Origin of the sequence: Streptomyces antibioticus, assembly GCF_002019855.1 — a bacterium.
Lineage (GTDB): Bacteria > Actinomycetota > Actinomycetes > Streptomycetales > Streptomycetaceae > Streptomyces > Streptomyces antibioticus_B.
Genome location: NZ_CM007717.1, coordinates 5,242,562 through 5,258,885, shown reverse-complemented (window position 1 = coordinate 5,258,885; position 16,324 = coordinate 5,242,562). Strand labels below are relative to the sequence as shown.

The 16,324-nt window shown below is 73.1% G+C and carries 11 protein-coding genes and 1 riboswitch; of the genes, 7 read left to right on the top strand and 4 right to left on the bottom strand.

Annotated elements, in window-relative coordinates:
• Nucleotides 1-34 precede the first annotated feature (34 nt).
• Entirely contained in the window at nt 35-1,678 is a 1,644-nt protein-coding gene (locus tag AFM16_RS23985) for a DUF5691 domain-containing protein (protein ID WP_107419139.1), read from the top strand.
• Here AFM16_RS23985 and icmB read toward each other — a convergent pair.
• A complete protein-coding gene (gene icmB / locus AFM16_RS23980; protein WP_030788043.1) occupies nt 1,656-2,072 on the bottom strand; it encodes a coenzyme B12-dependent isobutyryl CoA mutase small subunit in 417 nt (138 codons plus the stop codon). The genes AFM16_RS23985 and icmB overlap by 23 nt on opposite strands.
• 396 nt (nt 2,073-2,468) lie before the next feature.
• On the opposite strand from icmB, the gene AFM16_RS23975 reads away from it, so the two are divergent.
• Both AFM16_RS23975 and AFM16_RS23970 read left to right on the top strand, forming a co-directional pair.
• Nucleotides 2,469-3,398, top strand: coding sequence for an esterase/lipase family protein (locus tag AFM16_RS23975; RefSeq protein WP_078634568.1), 930 nt, complete (start codon nt 2,469-2,471; stop codon nt 3,396-3,398).
• Between the two features lie 204 nt (nt 3,399-3,602).
• Complete coding sequence (locus AFM16_RS23970) at nt 3,603-5,114, top strand: M23 family metallopeptidase (protein ID WP_030788048.1); 1,512 nt, start codon at nt 3,603-3,605, stop codon at nt 5,112-5,114.
• A 60-nt stretch (nt 5,115-5,174) separates the two neighbouring features.
• Here the strand turns inward: AFM16_RS23970 and pcrA are convergent, their stop codons facing one another.
• Nucleotides 5,175-7,673, bottom strand: a complete 2,499-nt coding sequence (pcrA, locus tag AFM16_RS23965) for a DNA helicase PcrA (RefSeq protein WP_078634567.1) — start codon at nt 7,671-7,673, stop codon at nt 5,175-5,177.
• 245 nt (nt 7,674-7,918) lie between these two features.
• A riboswitch (cyclic di-AMP (ydaO/yuaA leader) is annotated at nt 7,919-8,088 on the top strand.
• Nucleotides 8,089-8,096: 8 nt separating this feature from the next.
• Between pcrA and AFM16_RS23960 the strand changes: the two genes are divergently transcribed.
• From AFM16_RS23960 to AFM16_RS23950, 3 genes are all read left to right on the top strand, one after another.
• On the top strand, nt 8,097-9,281 hold the full coding sequence (locus tag AFM16_RS23960; RefSeq protein WP_078634566.1) for a C40 family peptidase: 1,185 nt from the start codon (nt 8,097-8,099) through the stop codon (nt 9,279-9,281).
• Between the two features lie 132 nt (nt 9,282-9,413).
• On the top strand, nt 9,414-10,421 hold the full coding sequence (locus AFM16_RS23955) for a tellurite resistance/C4-dicarboxylate transporter family protein (protein ID WP_078634565.1): 1,008 nt from the start codon (nt 9,414-9,416) through the stop codon (nt 10,419-10,421).
• Between the two features lie 465 nt (nt 10,422-10,886).
• Nucleotides 10,887-11,966: a C40 family peptidase gene (locus tag AFM16_RS23950; protein ID WP_078634564.1), complete on the top strand. Its 1,080-nt coding sequence runs from the start codon at nt 10,887-10,889 to the stop codon at nt 11,964-11,966.
• A 24-nt stretch (nt 11,967-11,990) separates the two neighbouring features.
• Here AFM16_RS23950 and AFM16_RS23945 read toward each other — a convergent pair whose 3' ends face one another.
• Together AFM16_RS23945 and AFM16_RS23940 are read right to left on the bottom strand one after the other, a co-directional pair.
• On the bottom strand, nt 11,991-12,779 hold the full coding sequence (locus tag AFM16_RS23945; RefSeq protein ID WP_078634563.1) for a LuxR C-terminal-related transcriptional regulator: 789 nt from the start codon (nt 12,777-12,779) through the stop codon (nt 11,991-11,993).
• Complete coding sequence (locus AFM16_RS23940; RefSeq protein WP_078634562.1) at nt 12,776-14,068, bottom strand: ATP-binding protein; 1,293 nt, start codon at nt 14,066-14,068, stop codon at nt 12,776-12,778. Before AFM16_RS23940 ends, AFM16_RS23945 begins: the two co-directional genes overlap by 4 nt.
• A 413-nt stretch (nt 14,069-14,481) precedes the next feature.
• Between AFM16_RS23940 and AFM16_RS23935 the strand changes: the two genes are divergently transcribed.
• Nucleotides 14,482-15,858 carry a PspC domain-containing protein gene (locus AFM16_RS23935; protein ID WP_245177999.1) on the top strand — a complete coding sequence of 459 codons (1,377 nt, stop codon included), beginning with the start codon at nt 14,482-14,484 and terminating at the stop codon, nt 15,856-15,858.
• The last annotated feature ends 466 nt before the right edge of the window (nt 15,859-16,324 follow it).

Genomic DNA, 16,324 nt, shown 5'->3' with positions numbered 1-16,324 from the left:
GGGTTCGACTGTGACTGCGGCGAAGGGAACCCCTGTGACCACCCCCGCGACCAGCCCCGCGTGGGAGGAGCTGCTCACCGCGGCCCTCCTCGGCACGGACCGCCGTACGCCCGAGGGTGTCCCCCGGGGCCGGGCGGCACCGGGCGCGCTGCTGGACGCGGCGGCCGCCGAGACCGTACGGCGGCGGGCCGGGCTGCGGCCGGGGCGGGCCGCCGCGCCGCGCCCGGAGGCGGCCCCCGCCGACCCGCGCCCGGCGCTGCCCCCGGCCGCCGCCCGCAGACTCGCCCTGCTGCTGGCCGACCGCCCCGGCGCCGGCACGGCAGGCCGCAGAGGCACGGCGCCGGACCTGATGGAGCTGCTGCCGCAGTGGCTCCAGACGGCCAACACGCGCGGGCTCGCACCGCCCGCCGAGTCCCTGCCGGCGCTGCTCGACGCGGCCCGCGCGCGGACCGATCTGCGTCCGGCGGCGCTGGAGTTCGCCGGGCCGCGCGCCCTGTGGCTGGCCCGGCTGAACCCGGACTGGCGGTTCGCCCTGCGGGCGACACCGGGTGGGGGCGGTGCCCTGCCCGGCCCGCGGGAGACCGAGCGGATCGCGAAGCTGTGGCGGGAGGGCCTGTTCGCCGAGCGGGTCGCGGTCCTGTCGGCGCTGCGCGCCCGGGACGCGGACGCCGGGCGGGAGCTGCTCGTCTCGACCTGGCCGACCGAGCGCGCCGAGGACCGGCTGATGTTCGTCGACTCGCTGCGCACCGGGCTCGGCGCGCGCGACGAACCGTTCCTGGAACAGGCGCTGACCGACCGCAGCCGTACGGTCCGGGCGACCGCGGCGGAGCTGCTGTCGGCGCTGCCCGGGTCGGCGCTGGCCGCGCGGATGGCGGTCCGGGCCGGGGCCTGCGTGTCGGTGGACCGCACCCGGGACACGCCGACGATCGTGGTCGAGGCACCGCATGAGTGCGATCCGGGCATGGAGCGGGACGGTGTGTCCCCCAAGCCGCCCGCCGGTCGCGGGGAGCGGTCGTGGTGGTTCGGCCAGCTCGTGGAGTCGGCGCCGCTCGCCACCTGGCCGGCGCGGCTGGGCGGCCGTACGCCGCGCGAGATCCTGGCGCTGCCGGTGGCGGACGACTGGCTGGGCGAGCTGCACGCGGCGTGGTGCCGGGCGGCCGTACGGCAGCGGGACGCCGACTGGTCGCGGGCGCTGCTCGGAGCGCCGTCGGCGCCGGGGGCGGGCGGTCCCGGCGCGGTCTCCCTCGCCGAGCGGGCGAAGCTGCTGGGCACGCTGCCGGTGGGCGAGCGGGCGGCCTGGGTGGCCGGGTTCATCGCGGCGCACGGACTGTCGGAGGCGTTCCAACTGCTCGGGGTGTGCGCGGTGCCGTGGGCCGAGCCGCTCGGGCGGTCGGTGGTGGACGCGCTCAACATCGCGCGGGACGCCGGGAGTTACCCGTGGAGCTTCAGCGGGGTGATGGGGCTCGCCGAGCGCTGTCTCGACCCGTCGGAGGCGTCCCGGCTGGACGGCCTGCTGGCCGTGCCCGACGAACCGGAGGACGCCTCTCCGGGCGCCGGAAGCTACTGGGCCGAGGCGTTCCAGCGGCTGGGGTCGACGCTGCGGCTGCGGGCGGTGATGAGAGCGGAGTTCGAGCCCGCGAGCCCGCTGCCGGGGGTCACGCCCCGGCCGGCTGCCTGACGTTCGTCCGGACCCAGTCCACGATGGACGCCGTGGTCGCCCCCGGGGTGAAGATCTCCGCGACGCCCTTCTCCTTCAGCGGCGCGATGTCCGCCTCGGGGATGATCCCCCCGCCGAAGACGAGGATGTCCGCCGCGTCCCGCTCCTGGAGCAGCTCGATGACGGCGGCGAACAGCGTGTTGTGCGCCCCGGAGAGGATGGAGAGCCCGATCGCGTCGGCGTCCTCCTGGATCGCGGTGTCGACGATCTGCTCAGGGGTCTGGTGGAGACCGGTGTAGATGACCTCCATACCGGCGTCGCGCAGCGCCCGCGCGATCACCTTGGCCCCACGATCATGGCCGTCGAGCCCCGGCTTGGCGACCACCACGCGGATCGGACCGGCTGCCACACCCATCACTGCCTCCATGTCACTGCTTCCATGAAGCGACTCCGTCCATCCTCGATGGCCCGGCCACCCCTCGCCACACCGCCGGGGGAGTGAACGAACGTTATCTCCAGCATCCCGCAACCGGCAGTTTCGTGGTGCCGACCGAGGGGGAAATCACACGATGGGACAACTTCACCGCGCACTGTCCCCCCGCGCCACGGGGGAGCAGCCGCACACGGGAGCCGCACGAGGTCGCCGTACCGCCGCGCCGCAGGCCGCGCGACGCGGTGGTACGGCGCACCGGCATCGGTACGACCGGAACGCAGAGCGGGCCGGTCGCGCCCCTCGTCGGTCTGCGTCGCGACTTCCACGAGGGCACACGGGGGACGGAGCAGTCGTCCGCGTGCCGACAGGAGGTCGGCCATGCAGGTCACCCGGGCGCTGGAGCCCCTTCTCCCCTTGTGTCAGCGACTGCTTCCGAACCTTCCGAGCCTGCCCGCCGTGCCGGTCAGACTGGCCGGGCTCTCCGCCGCGCTCCTGAAGGCGACGGCCCTGGAGATCGCGATCCTCGCCGGCCACCTCCTCCTCTACCCGTCCGGCATCATCCAGGAGCGCAGGGCCGCCTCGCCCCCCGACGACCCGGGCCCGGGCACGGGCGGTACGACAAGCGTCGACAGCGGGGACGGTCCCGTGCCGCTGCCCACCCAGGCCCCGCCCCCCGTGGTCCTGCTGCACGGCTTCATCGACAACCGTTCCGTGTTCGTCCTGCTGCGCCGCAGCCTCGCCCAGCACGGCAGGCACCGGGTGGAGTCGTTGAACTACTCCCCGCTGACCTGCGACATCCGGACCGCCGCCGAACTGCTCGGCCGGCACATCGAGGAGATCTGTACGCGCACCGGCAGCAGCCGGGTGGATGTGGTCGGGCACAGCCTCGGCGGTCTGATCGCCCGCTACTACGCGCAGCGGCTGGGCGGTGACGTGCGGGTGCGGACGCTGGTCACCCTCGGCACCCCGCACTCCGGCACCCGGGTCGCGCCGCTGGCCAACGCGCATCCGATCGTGCGCCAGATGCGGCCCGGCTCGGCGCTGATCGAGGAGCTGTCCCGGCCCGCACCGGGCTGCCGGACCCGTTTCGTCAGCTTCTGGAGCGACCTCGACCATCTGATGGACCCGCTGGAGTCCGCCTGTGTCGACCACCCCGATCTGCTGGCGCAGAACATCCGGGTGACCGGGATCGGGCATCTCGCCCTGCCCGTCCATCCGGCCGTCGCGACGGGGATACGGCAGGCCCTCGACTCCGTGCCGGAGGACGCCGAAACCGCCCCGGCCGCCGGCGGACTGACGGTCGCCTGACGCCTCGGGCCCGGCCCAGTCCCCCAAAACCTCGAACAATCTTCGAACATAGAGCCAAAATCCGTGCCCGCCCTCCCCCGAATCAGGGCCGAATGCCCCTTTCCCCCGGGCACGAAACCTGCGGAAGATTGTCGCGCCCGCATACCGCCGGGTACAGTCGCCGCACTGCTCTGGCAGCCCCTGTTGTCGGCGAAAGAGAAGTTGGTGAACGACCGTCACCCGTCGGGGAGCACGACCGCCCCGGCCCCGGCTTCCGACGCCGACCCGGCGCACTACACGTCGTCGTACGGCGCGCAAGCGGAAGCCCAGTACGACGGCTTCACCACGTACGAACACGGTTACGCCACCGGCCACTTCGCGGCCGACCCCCTCTTCGGCAGCCTCCCCGCCGACGGCTCCGCCACCGGCGGGTACGACAACGGCGGGCAGTGGAACACCGGCGGCCACCAGACCCTGACCTACGACCCGTACGCCGGGCACCAGGCCGTCTACGACACCGGTGGCTACGACACGACCGGCTGGTCCGCCGACGGACAGCAGTCGGCCGTGATCCCGCCGCAGGGCACGACGACCGACACCAGCGGCTGGGGATATCCCTTCCAGGGAGCGGACGCCCTCCAGGAGAACTCCTGGAGCCGGCCCGACCAGTCGCACCCCGCCGACCCGACCCAGCAGTGGGAATGGGGCACGCAGAGCTTCGACACCGGTGCCTACGACGCCACGCAGTGGAACACCGACGGCGGCGAGCACACCGCGGCCGCCGACGCGTACGAGCAGCCGGCCGAGGTCCCCTTCGACCAGCAGGCCACCGCCACCTTCGACCAGGTCGACCAGGTCGGCCATGCCGAACCCGCCGACGGCGACGACGAGTCGACGGCCACCGGCGAGCTGCCCGCCGTCTCCGAGCGGCCCCTGCTCGACGACCAGGAGGAGCCGGTCTTCGTGCCCTCCTCCCGGGTCGCCGCCCGCGGCGCGAGCCGTTCCCGTCGCAGGCCGCCCGCGAAGCGCTCCGCGCTGCTGACCGTCGCCGTCCCCTCGGCCTGTGTGATGGGCGTCGCCGGCATCGCCGCCGCCTCGGTCGCACCGCTCGGCGGCAGCGACGACAAGGACACCACGGCGTCCGCCGCCGACGCGCAGCCCGTGAAGCCGTCCGCCGCCAACAACAAGCTCGACGCCCAGCTCGAGACGCTGAGCGCCGAGGCCGACGACTTCGGCGACCGGGTCAGCCGCACGCAGGAGCGCATCGACCTCAAGGCGCAGCAGGAGGCCGAGAAGAAGAAGGCCGCCGCCGAGGCCGCCCGCAAGGAGCGGCTGCGCCCCAAGTACGCCCTGCCGGTCGCCCAGCGCGGACTGAGCGCCTACTACGGCCAGGCGGGCATCAACTGGATGTCCCAGCACACCGGCATCGACTTCCCCGTGGCCTACGGCACTTCGGTGGTGGCGGCGACCGACGGCACCGTCCGCACCCAGTGGAACAGCGCCTACGGCAACATGCTGATCGTCACGGCGAAGGACGGCACGGAGACCTGGTACTGCCACCTCTCCAGCTACCGCGTCGCCTCCGGTACGACGGTCAAGGCCGGCGATCCGGTCGCGTACTCCGGCAACTCCGGCAACTCCACCGGCCCGCACCTGCACTTCGAGGTCCGGCCGGCCGGCGGTTCGGCCATAGACCCGCTGTCGTGGCTGCGCAGCCACGGACTCGACCCGACGTAGGACTTCGACGCTTCGGTCCGGCCCCCGCTCCTTGTGGAGAGGGGGCCGTTCGCGTCGTCGTTACAGCTTCTCCACCGGCGCGTACCGCAGCAGCAGCCGCTTCGGCTTGGTGTCGCCGAAGTCGATCGTGGCCTCGGCGTTGGCGCCCGTGCCCTTCACCCCGACGACCGTGCCCAGTCCGAACTGGTCGTGGGTGACCCGGTCGCCGACGGCCAGCGCGACCACCGGCTTCTCCGCCGCGCCCCGGCGGGTCGCGAATCCGGACGCGCCGGAGGCCGAGGAGCGCGAGCGGGACGAGGACAGCGAGGCCGCGACCCCGGACACCGGCCCGGAGGACACCGGCGCGGCCGCGCCCGTCCGCTTCCAGTCCACGTGCGTCCCCGGGATCTCCTCCAGGAACCGGGAGGGCGGGTTGTACGACGGCTGGCCCCAGGCGCTGCGCAGGGCGGAGCGGGTGAGGTAGAGCCGCTCCCGCGCGCGGGTGATGCCGACGTAGGCCAGCCGGCGCTCCTCCTCCAGCTCCTTGGTCTGGCCGAGGGCGCGCATGTGCGGGAAGACGCCGTCCTCCATGCCGGTGAGGAAGACGACCGGGAACTCCAGGCCCTTGGCGGTGTGCAGGGTCATCAGGGTGATGACGCCCGAGCCGTCCTCGTCCTCGTCGGGGATCTGGTCGGAGTCGGCGACCAGCGCGACCCGCTCCAGGAAGGCGGCGAGCCCACCGGTCGCCGCGCCCCCTTCGGCCTCGGCGGTCTCCTGCTCGAACTCCAGGGCCACGGCAGCGAGTTCCTGGAGGTTCTCGATGCGGGTCTCGTCCTGCGGGTCGGTGGACGCCTGCAACTCGGCGAGATAGCCGGTGCGTTCGAGCACGGCCTCCAGGACGGTGGCGGGGCCGGCGCCGGACTCGACGATCGTGCGCAGCTCGTCCATCAGGACGTTGAACCGCTTCACGGCGTTGGTGGAGCGCGCGGCCATGCCGTACGCCTCGTCGACGCGCTTGAGCGCCTGCGGGAAGCTGATCTTCTCCCGCTGGGAGAGCGCGTCGATCATCGCCTCGGCGCGCTCGCCGATGCCGCGCTTGGGCACGTTGAGGATGCGGCGCAGCGGGACGGAGTCCTCCGGGTTGGCCAGGACCCGCAGATAGGCCAGGACGTCCCGGACCTCCTTGCGCTCGTAGAAGCGGACTCCGCCGACGACCTTGTAGGGCAGGCCGACGCGGATGAAGACCTCTTCGAAGACACGGGACTGGGCGTTGGTGCGGTAGAAGACCGCGACGTCACCGGCCTTGGCGTCGCCCGCGTCCGTGAGGCGGTCTATCTCGTCGGCGACGAACTGCGCCTCGTCGTGCTCGGTGTCGGCGACATAGCCGGTGATGCGCGCGCCCGCGCCCGCGTTGGTCCACAGGTTCTTGGGGCGGCGGGACTCGTTGCGCTCGATGACCGCGTTGGCGGCGGACAGGATGGTCTGCGTGGAGCGGTAGTTCTGCTCCAGCAGGATCGTCGTCGCGTCCGGGTAGTCCTCCTCGAACTGGAGGATGTTGCGGATCGTCGCGCCCCGGAAGGCGTAGATCGACTGGTCGGCGTCGCCCACGACGCACAGCTCGGCCGGCGGTACGTCGAACTCGTTCGGGGGGACGTCGACCGGGTGCTCGGAGGTGCCGACCAGCTCCCTGACCAGGGCGTACTGGGCGTGGTTGGTGTCCTGGTACTCGTCGACCAGGACGTGCCGGAAGCGGCGGCGGTAGTGCTCGGCGACATCGGGGAAGGCGCGCAGCAGATTGACCGTCGTCATGATCAGGTCGTCGAAGTCGAGGGCGTTCGCCTCGCGCAGCCGCGACTGGTACATGGCGTACGCCTGGGCGAGGGTCTTCTCGAAGCCGTCACCTGCCTGGGCCGCGAAGTCCTCCTCGTCGATCAGCTCGTTCTTCAGGTTGCTGATCTTGGCGCTGAAGGACTTCGGCGGGTAGCGCTTGGGGTCGAGGTCCAGATCGCGGCAGACGAGCGCCATCAGACGCTTGGAGTCGGCGGCGTCGTAGATCGAGAAGGAGGAGGTGAAGCCGAGCTTCTTCGACTCGCGGCGCAGGATCCGCACGCACGCGCTGTGGAACGTCATCACCCACATGGCGTTCGCGCGCGGGCCGACGAGCTGCTCGACGCGCTCCTTCATCTCGCCCGCGGCCTTGTTGGTGAAGGTGATCGCGAGGATCTGGCCCGGGTGGACCTGGCGCTCGGCGAGCAGGTGGGCGATGCGGTGGGTGAGCACGCGCGTCTTGCCGGAGCCGGCGCCGGCCACGATGAGCAGCGGGGTGCCGGCGTGCACGACGGCCGCGCGCTGGTTGTCGTTCAGCCCGTCCAGGAGGGCCGCCGCGTCCAGCACCGGGCGCGGGGCGCCGTCGCGGTAGTGGGCGTCCCGGTCCGGGGGCGTGTCGAACTTCCCGCCGAACAGATCGTCCGGAAGCTGCTCCGGAGAGTGATCGTCCTCGGGCGGCGGCGGGGGCTCCTCCTCATGGGCGCGGGGGCCCTGGAGGTCCGCCAGGAAGCTGTCGTCAAAGAGGCTGCTCATCGCTCTCCGAGTCTAGGGGGCGCCACTGACAACCGGTCCCGGTCCCCGAAACATCCCGCCACTCACCTTCCGGCGCGGCCTTATCACAACCCGTGATCGAACGAGGACCCTTTCCCTCAGGTCACGAAAATGTATCGGACATATCACCCATCAACCTTCACAAGGGCCTCACACGTTGGCTACCGTGCCGAACAGGCCGTACGACCTCCACCGGCGAACCTCGCCGGGCCGCGCGGCCTCCGCCGAGTCCGGCCACGCCCCCTTCCGTGCGGCGCCCGGAGCCGGGGACCCACCGAAACTCCGGGGTGAATCGGCCCGACTCCCCGTCCCGCGCGGGGACAGGCCGTAGGGCAACCCTTCCGAACCACCCGCCCGAACCCGACAGCTAACCCGGTAGGCGGACGATGGAAGGAGTCGCCTCCTTTGGCGTCGCAGCACCGCAAGCCACGGCGTGCCTCCGGTCCGCGCGTGGCGGGCATCCGCACACCCGCCCTCGCCACCGCCGCCCTCACGTCCGTGGCCCTGTTCTCCCAGTCGGCCGACGCCGCCCCCTCCTCGGACGACGGCACACCGAGCCTGGAGGAGGTCGAGAAGAAGGTCGGCGACCTCTACCGCCAGGCCGAGTCGGCGACCGAGAAGTACAACGCCGCCAAGGAGAGGACGACCACCCAGCGCAAGCGCGTCGCCGGTCTCCTCGACGACGTCGCCCGACGCACCCAGAACCTCAACGAGGCGCGCGAGGAGCTGGGTTCCTTCGCCGCCGCCCAGTACCGCACCGGAGCCGCCGCGCCGGACACGGCGGCCTTCCTGCTCGCCGACACCCCGCAGGACTACGTCGACCAGGCCCAGCTCATGGGGCGCCTGACCGAACGTCAGAAGGGCATGGTCGACGACTACGTTACCGAGCAGTCGACGACGATGCGGAAGCGCCGGGAGGCCGGTGAGAGTCTCGCCGCGCTCACCGACACCCAGCGCGAGCTGAAGACCGCCAAGGCGACGGTCCAGAAGAAGCTCGCCACCGCGCGCGAGCTGCTGTCCCGGCTGACCGCCCAGGAGCAGGCGCGACTGGCGGCGATCGAGCGGCAGCGCCAGGAGGAGGCCGCGCGCAAGGCGGCGGAACTGGCGCAGCGACAGGCGGCCGCCGCGCCGGCCACGGACACGGGCACGTCGTCCCCGTCCCCGTCCCCGTCTCCCTCCCCCTCGCCCTCGCCCTCGCCCTCGCCTTCGCCGTCCCAGAGCGGCGTGGTCTCCACCAAGGCCGAGAAGACACTCGCCTTCGCCCGCGCGCAGATCGGCAAGCCGTACGTCTGGGGCGCGACCGGCCCCGGCTCCTACGACTGCTCCGGCCTCACCCAGGCCGCCTGGAAGGCCGCAGGCGTCGCCCTGCCGCGCACCACCTACGACCAGGTGACCTTCGGCACCACCGTCTCCCTCACCGACGCCCGCCCCGGTGACCTGGTGTTCTTCTACGAGGGCGTCAGCCACGTCGGCATCTACACAGGCAACGGCATGATGATCCACGCCCCGAAGCCGGGCACGTACGTGCGCGAGGAGTCGGTCTACTACGACGGCGAGTCGGCGATCCACAGCGTGGTCCGGCCGGCCTGACGCACGCACACGCGCGTGGACCGCTTTCCGGTGGTACGCGTTTTCGGCGGTACGCGCGCGTATGCCGGTTTTTCGCCGCCCCCGCGCGCGTGCCCCCGCTGAAGGCGCCGCGCACTCCCTAGCATCGGCTCCATGCCCGGCTCCCCCTCCTCCGCGCCCTCCTCCGGTCCCGCCGGTCCCGCCCTTCGTGCCTGGTGGGCGGAGCGTCCCCCGGCGGCCGGGGCCGCCGTGATGGCGACCGGCATCCTGTCGATCGCCCTGCACCTGGCCGGCCACGAGGGCCTGTCGCGCGTGATGCTGGCGCTGGCCGGTATCGGCTGGGTGGGGCTGGCCGCGGACTTCGTCCTCCGGCTGGTGCGGGAGCGCGAGCGCTGGCTGACGGAGGCGTCGACGCCGGGCGGGCTGACCGCCGTGGCCGCCACGACCGTCCTCGGGACCCGGCTGTCGACCCTGGGCTGGCCGGTCCCGGCCGAGGCGCTGCTGGCGGTCGCGGCGGTCCTGTGGCCCGTGCTGCTGCTGCGCGTCATGCGGCACTGGACGCGGCGGATGCCCGGGGCGGTCTTCCTGTGCTGTGTGGCCACCGAGGGGCTCGCGGTGCTGGCGGCGACCCTGGCCGCGGAGGAGCTGACGGAGTGGCTGGCGCACGCCGCGCTGGTGCTGTTCTGGCTGGGGCTGGTGCTCTATGTGCTGATGCTGGCGCGGTTCGACCCGCGGCAGGTGACCGAGGGCGCCGGGGACCAGTGGGTGGCGGGCGGGGCGCTCGCCATCTCGGCGCTCGCCGGCACGAAGCTCATCGCGGCCGACAGCGCGGAGATGTACCTGTGGAACGTCGACGACGAGCACGTCCTGCGCACGGTGACCATCGCCCTGCTGGTCCTCGCGCTGGGCTGGTACGCCGTCCTGCTCGTCGCCGAGATCGTCCGGCCGCGTCCGCGCTTCGACGTGCGCCGCTGGGCGACCGTCTTCCCGATGGGGATGACGGCGGCGGCATTGCTGTCCGCCGTCCCCGCCCTTGGCATCGACTGGCCGCAGCGGCTCGGGGAGGTACTGCTGTGGGTCGCGGTGGCGGTGTGGCTGGCGGTCGCGGTGGCGGCGGCCGTGGCGGCCCGCGCGACGATCGGCGCCGCGAGGCCGCGCTGAAACACGCACCCGCACACGCATATATGCGCTTCCATAGCAGCCCGCCGCTCCGAAGCGTCCTCGAATCGTCGCTTCGGTCAGCGCGCCACGCGAAGCCGACGGCTCCACTCCGCGTCCCCGGTCAAAAACGGTCAGACGGCGGCCCCCTCATGCCACTTCCGCACATCGCGTTACCGACCCGACACAAACGGGCCTAGCGTCCTCCCCCAGGTGACCGGCTCCCCACCGCCGCCCGGGCCAGGGGCGGCAGTCGGCCACCACCGCCGAGAAAGTCCGGCGGCGGCCGGCTCCCCCTGTGCGGGCCGTCGCCGGACGCGTCAGCCGCAGCCCCCGGGCCGTCCGTCCGCTCACACGACGGCCCCGGACCCGGGCCCGCGGACCGCCGACCGGTCGGGCCGATCCCCCTTCGGTCCACCGCCGGGCCTGCGGACGAGGCGGTCGGACGAAAGGACGTGCAAGTCCCCCGTGGCAGCGCACCGAAAGCCCCGACAGCGCTCATTCGGCGGCCACAAGGCCCGTACGGCGTTCACGCTCGCCCTCGCCGGGGCGGCGACGGCGACCGCCTTCGACGGGACCGGACAGGCCGAGCCGAATCTGACACCGGCGCAGGTCAAGGCCAAGGTGGACCGGCTGTACCGGGAGGCGGAGGAAGCCACCGAGAAGTACAACGGCGCCCATGAGAAGGCCACCGCCGCCGAACAGCGCCTGAAGTCCCTGCGCGACGAGGCCGCCCGCAAGGAGGAACGGCTCAACTCGGCCCGCGAGAAACTGGGTTCGATGGCGGCCGCACAGTACCGCGACGGCGGGCTCGGCCCCGCCGTCCAACTGGCGCTCTCCGACGACCCCGACGGCTATCTGGACGGCGCCGCCTTCGCCGAACGCGCCGGTGACCGCCAGTCGGCCGCCGTCAGCCGGGTCCGCCGGCAGCTCCGTGAGATCGAGCAACTACGGGGCTCCGCCCGCCTCGAACTCACCACGCTCAGAACCCGCCAGGCCGAACTGAAGAAGCACAAGACGACGATCACCGGCAAGCTGGACGCGGCACGCAGGCTGCTGTCCCGGCTGACCGAGGCGGACCGGGCCCGCGTCACCGGCTCCGCCGCGACCGGCGGCGGCACCGGCACCCGTGCCTCCCGGGCCACGACGGGCGCCCGCGACACCCTCCGGACACCCGGCTCCACCGCGGGCGCGCCCACCGCCCGCGCCGCGGCCGCCGTCTCCTACGCCTACTCCAAGCTCGGCAGCCCGTACGTCTGGGGCGCGACCGGGCCGAACGCCTTCGACTGCTCGGGGCTCGCCCTGGCCGCCTACCGCTCGGCCGGGATCTCCCTGCCCCGCACGACCTACGCCCAGATCGACGCCGGCCGACGGGTCTCCCGCTCCGAACTCCTCCCCGGGGACCTGGTGTTCTTCTACTCCGGCATCACCCACGTCGGCATCTACATCGGCGACGGCCGGATGATCCACGCCCCCAACCCCTCGGCGCCGGTCCGGGTGGCGCCGATCAGCGAGATGCCCTTCGCCGGGGCCACCCGCGTGGTGTGAGAGCACCCGGGAGGGCGCCCGCGCTCACACCAGGCGCCGTGCCGTCGCCCAGCGGGTCAGCTCATGACGGTTGGACAACTGGAGCTTGCGCAGCACCGCCGAGACATGCGACTCGACCGTCTTCACCGAGATGTAGAGCTGCCGGGCGATCTCCTTGTACGCGTACCCGCGGGCGATGAGGCGCAGCACCTCGCGCTCGCGCTGCGTGAGACGGTCCAGGTCCTCGTCGACCGGGGGCGCGTCCGTGGAGGCGAAGGCGTCGAGGACGAACCCGGCGAGGCGCGGCGAGAACACCGCGTCGCCCTCCTGCACCCGGAAGATCGAGTCGACCAGGTCGGTGCCGGTGATCGTCTTGGTGACATAGCCCCGGGCGCCGCCCCGGATCACCCCGATCACATCCTCCGCCGCGTCCGAGACGGACAGGGCGAGGAACCGCACCGGCTGCTCCGCGTCCCCCATCAACCCGGCGCAGCGGCGCAGTACTTCGACCCCGCCGCCGCCCGGCAGATGGACGTCGAGGAGGACCACCTCGGGCCGGGTGGCGGTGATGACGGTGACCGCCTGGTCGACGTCCGCCGCCTCCCCGACCACCTCCACACCCGTCTCCTCGGTCCGGCCGATCTCCGCCTGCACGCCGGTGCGGAACATCCGGTGGTCGTCGACGAGGACCACCCGCACCCGGCGCCCGCTCGCGCCGTCGCCCGCGCCGGCCGCCCCGGCCGCTCCCGCCGTACCGTTCTCCTCGGGCGATTCGGTCGATTCGGTCGCCCCGGTCGCCTCGGTGGGCCCCGTCGCCTCGCTCGGGTCGCTCATGACGTGTTCTCCACCCTCTCCATCTCCAGCTCGACCTCGGTGCCGCCGCCGGGGACCGCCCGCAGCCGCGCCGTGCCGCCGTTGCGCTCCATGCGGCCGATGATCGATTCTCTGACGCCCATCCGGTCGGCGGGTATCGCGTCGAGGTCGAAGCCGGGGCCCCGGTCCCGGACGGACACGAAGACCGTCCTGCCCTCGACTTCGGCGTAGACCTGCACCGCGCCGCCCTCGCCACCGTACTTGGCGGCGTTCACCATTGCTTCGCGCGCGGCCTGCATCTGTGCGCCGACTCTCTCGTCGAGCGGGCAGTCGCCCACGACCACCACCTCGATGGGGACGCCGTGCTTGTCCTCGACCTCCGCCGCGTTGCGCCGGACCGCGTCGGCGACCGTGGCCGGCTCGTCCTCCTCGTCCTTGCCGGTGCCCTCGGGCTTGTAGAGCCAGGTGCGCAGGTCGCGCTCCTGGGCGCGGGCGAGGCGGCGCACCTCGCTCGCGTTCTCCGCGTTGCGCTGGATCAGGGTCAGGGTGTGCAGCACCGAGTCGTGGACGTGCGCCGCGACCTCGGCGCGCTCCTGGGCGCGGATGCGCATCAGACGCTCCTCGGAGAGGTCCTGGGTCATCCGGACCAGATACGGACCGGCGAGCAGGGTGATCCCGACGAGCACCGCGAGCGCCGCCTGGAGCACCGAGCCCAGGTGCGCGGCGGAGCCCTGGAGGACGAAGATGCCGGAGACACCGGCGGTGACCAGAAGAACTCCGCCGACGGCCCGCAGGAGCGTGAGCGTCCGGCGTCTTCGGCCGGCCGCGACCCAGCGGGCCCGCCGGGCGTTGTCCGCCTGCCGCCAGACCAGGGCGACACCGGCGCCGACCAGGACGGCGGGCAGGAGGTACGCCTTGGCGCCGCTGCCCAGGTTCACATTGCCGACGAAGACCATCGCGACGACGACCATGAGGAGCAGGGCGACGATCTGCCCCTTGTCCGGCTTGCGCGCGACGAGTCTGCGGCGGCCGTCGGGCGCGGTCTCGGTGGAGACGAGGGACGGCGGCTTCTGGTCGCCCACCCCGCCGACGCCGAGCGGCACGAAGAACCAGAAGGCCGCGTACAGCAGGGCACCGAGGCCGTCGGCCATGAACAGGCCCACGAACACGAGCCGCACCCACACGACGGGCAGGCCGAGATGCCCGGCGAGCCCCCGCGCCACACCACCCAGCCAGCGTCCGTCACTGCTGCGGTAGAGCTTGCGCGGCGGCCGCGGTTCGACGAGTGGCGCTGCTGCGGCTTCCGGCATGCCAACGATGCTCACACAGCCGTCCGGCCCGGGCATCAGGGTTCGCCCCCGAGACGCCCCTGATCTTCGAGCCCGCCGCCGGTCGAACACCTCCCGGGTGCGGGCTCGGGGCGGATATCAGGGTCCGACCAGGGTCGTCCCGACTGCCGCCGGGGCCGTTCGACCGCCACCATGGACGCATGGCAGATCACCAGCACGCCGAGGACGCCGTGCCCGACGGGGACACCCCGCCGACCGGCACGCCCGGCGCCGCGGGTGAGAACACGGACGCAGACCCAGACGCAAGCACAGAGACAGACGCAAACGCAGACGCAGACACCGGTACAGAGACAAGGACAGGAGCGGCGGGGGCGGTGAAGGACACGCAGAACGGCGCCGGAGCGACCGCGGCCGAGGCCGCGATCGGCGCCGCCATGGCGAGGGAGTACCAGGCGGGCCCGGGCTCCGGTGCGGGGCCGGGCTCGACGGACGACCCCGGTGCCCCGGGTACGGCGGAGGGCACATCCCCCGCCCCGCCGGCCAGATTCCGGCGCGACCGGCGGCACAAGATGATCGCGGGCGTGTGCGCGGGACTCGGGCGGCAGTGCGACATGGATCCGGTGATCTTCCGGATCACCCTCGCCGTGCTCTCCGCGACCGGCGGCATCGGCCTCATCTTCTACGGCTTCGCCTGGCTGCTCGTCCCCTACTCCGACGACGACCAGAACGAAGTGCGCAGACTGCTGACCGGCCGGGTCGACGGCCAGGCCCTCGCAGCCGTGCTGTTCGCGCTGGTCGGCTGCGGGGTGTTCCTGTCGATGCTGAAGAACGGCGGGGTGCTGACCTTCGCCGTCGTCCTCTCCCTGCTCCTCGCGGGCGCCGGGTACTGGTCGCGGCACCGTGACTCCTCGGCGCCCGACCCGCTCGCCGCGCAGGCCGTCGCCGACGCCCCGCCGGAGGCCCAGGCACCGCCGGCGCCGACGGCCTACCCGTCCTGGTGGCGCGACCCCATCGTCAAGGACGGCACGCACGACGGCGGCACCGGCTATCTGTGGGGCCCCCGGGACTACCGCGGCCGGGCCTTCGAGGCCGGCATCCGGGTCGACCTGACCGGTCACGGCCTGCCCGAGGACATACCCGCCCCGCCCGGACCCTCGCGCCGGGCGGCCGGGCCCCGCTGGATCGGCGGGTGGGTCTTCCTGCTCGCCCTGGCCGTGGGCTTCGCCGCCACCCGGCTGACCTGGGACCACCAGCCGCTCGGCACCAGCCTCCAGGCCGGACTGGCGGCGGCGCTCGCGGTGCTCGGCCTCGGCATCGCGGTCAGCTCGTTCCTCGGGCGGACGGGAGCGGGGTCGGTGTTCCTGGCGATCGTCACGGCGGCCCTGCTGGCGGCGTCGTCGGCCCTGCCCAAGGACGTCGGCACCGACTGGGTCGACCGGACCTGGCGTCCGGCGGCGGTGGCGGACGTACGGGAGTCGTACGACCTGGGCACCGGGGACGCCACCTTGGACCTGTCCCGGCTGGAGCTGGCGAAGGGGCAGACGGCGCGCACCAGCGCCGAAGTGGGGCTGGGCCGGCTGCGGGTGATCGTGCCGCCGGACGCGACCGTGAAGCTCAGCATCGACGTGGGCCTGGGCGACATCCGGCTCCCGGGCGACAACAAGAAGGACGTGGACGTGCAGCCGGGCCGGCAGAAGGAGACGACCCTGTCGCCGCAGCCGGACGGCAAGGGCGGCACAAACGGCGGGACGCTCGACCTGGACCTCCATGTCGGCGTCGGACAGGTGGAGGTGAGCCGTGCTGCGTCATGAGTTCCAGCCCGGACGGCTGGTCGCCGGTGGCTTCCTCGTCCTCGCGGGCGTCGCCTACGCGGGTGACGCGGGCGGCCTGTGGGAGGTGCCGTGGTTCGCGGTGATCCCGATGGTCGTGGGCGGCCTCTGCCTGGGCGGCGCGGCGGGCGTGGTGGCCCACGCGGTACGCGCCGGACACGGCGGCCGCGGGAGACACGACGGCGGCCGCGGGAGACACGGTGGCCATGGCGGGCTCGGTGGGCACGGGGGTCATGGCGGTCATGGCGGACGCGGTGCCCCCGGCGGACACGGAGGTCACGGCGGGCACGGAGGTCACGGCGGGCATGGTGACCCCGGTGGACACGGCCCCGGCCCCGGTCGGCACATACCGACCGGGGCCGGGGACCCGGACTCACCGTACTGACCGGATACGGGGGCCGGGGCCAAGGCCCGAACCGGGATCAGGACCAGGACCGACAGCCCCGCC

Bases quoted from the DNA above. Each gene is read 5' to 3' on its own strand.
- AFM16_RS23935 (WP_245177999.1), top strand. From the start codon at position 14,482: ATGGCGAGGGAGTACCAGGCGGGCCCGGGCTCCGGTGCGGGGCCGGGC.
- pcrA (WP_078634567.1), bottom strand. From the start codon at position 7,673: ATGAGCAGCCTCTTTGACGACAGCTTCCTGGCGGACCTCCAGGGCCCC.
- AFM16_RS23945 (WP_078634563.1), bottom strand. From the start codon at position 12,779: ATGAGCGACCCGAGCGAGGCGACGGGGCCCACCGAGGCGACCGGGGCG.
- icmB (WP_030788043.1), bottom strand. From the start codon at position 2,072: ATGGGTGTGGCAGCCGGTCCGATCCGCGTGGTGGTCGCCAAGCCGGGG.
- AFM16_RS23940 (WP_078634562.1), bottom strand. From the start codon at position 14,068: ATGCCGGAAGCCGCAGCAGCGCCACTCGTCGAACCGCGGCCGCCGCGC.
- AFM16_RS23955 (WP_078634565.1), top strand. From the start codon at position 9,414: ATGCCCGGCTCCCCCTCCTCCGCGCCCTCCTCCGGTCCCGCCGGTCCC.
- AFM16_RS23975 (WP_078634568.1), top strand. From the start codon at position 2,469: ATGCAGGTCACCCGGGCGCTGGAGCCCCTTCTCCCCTTGTGTCAGCGA.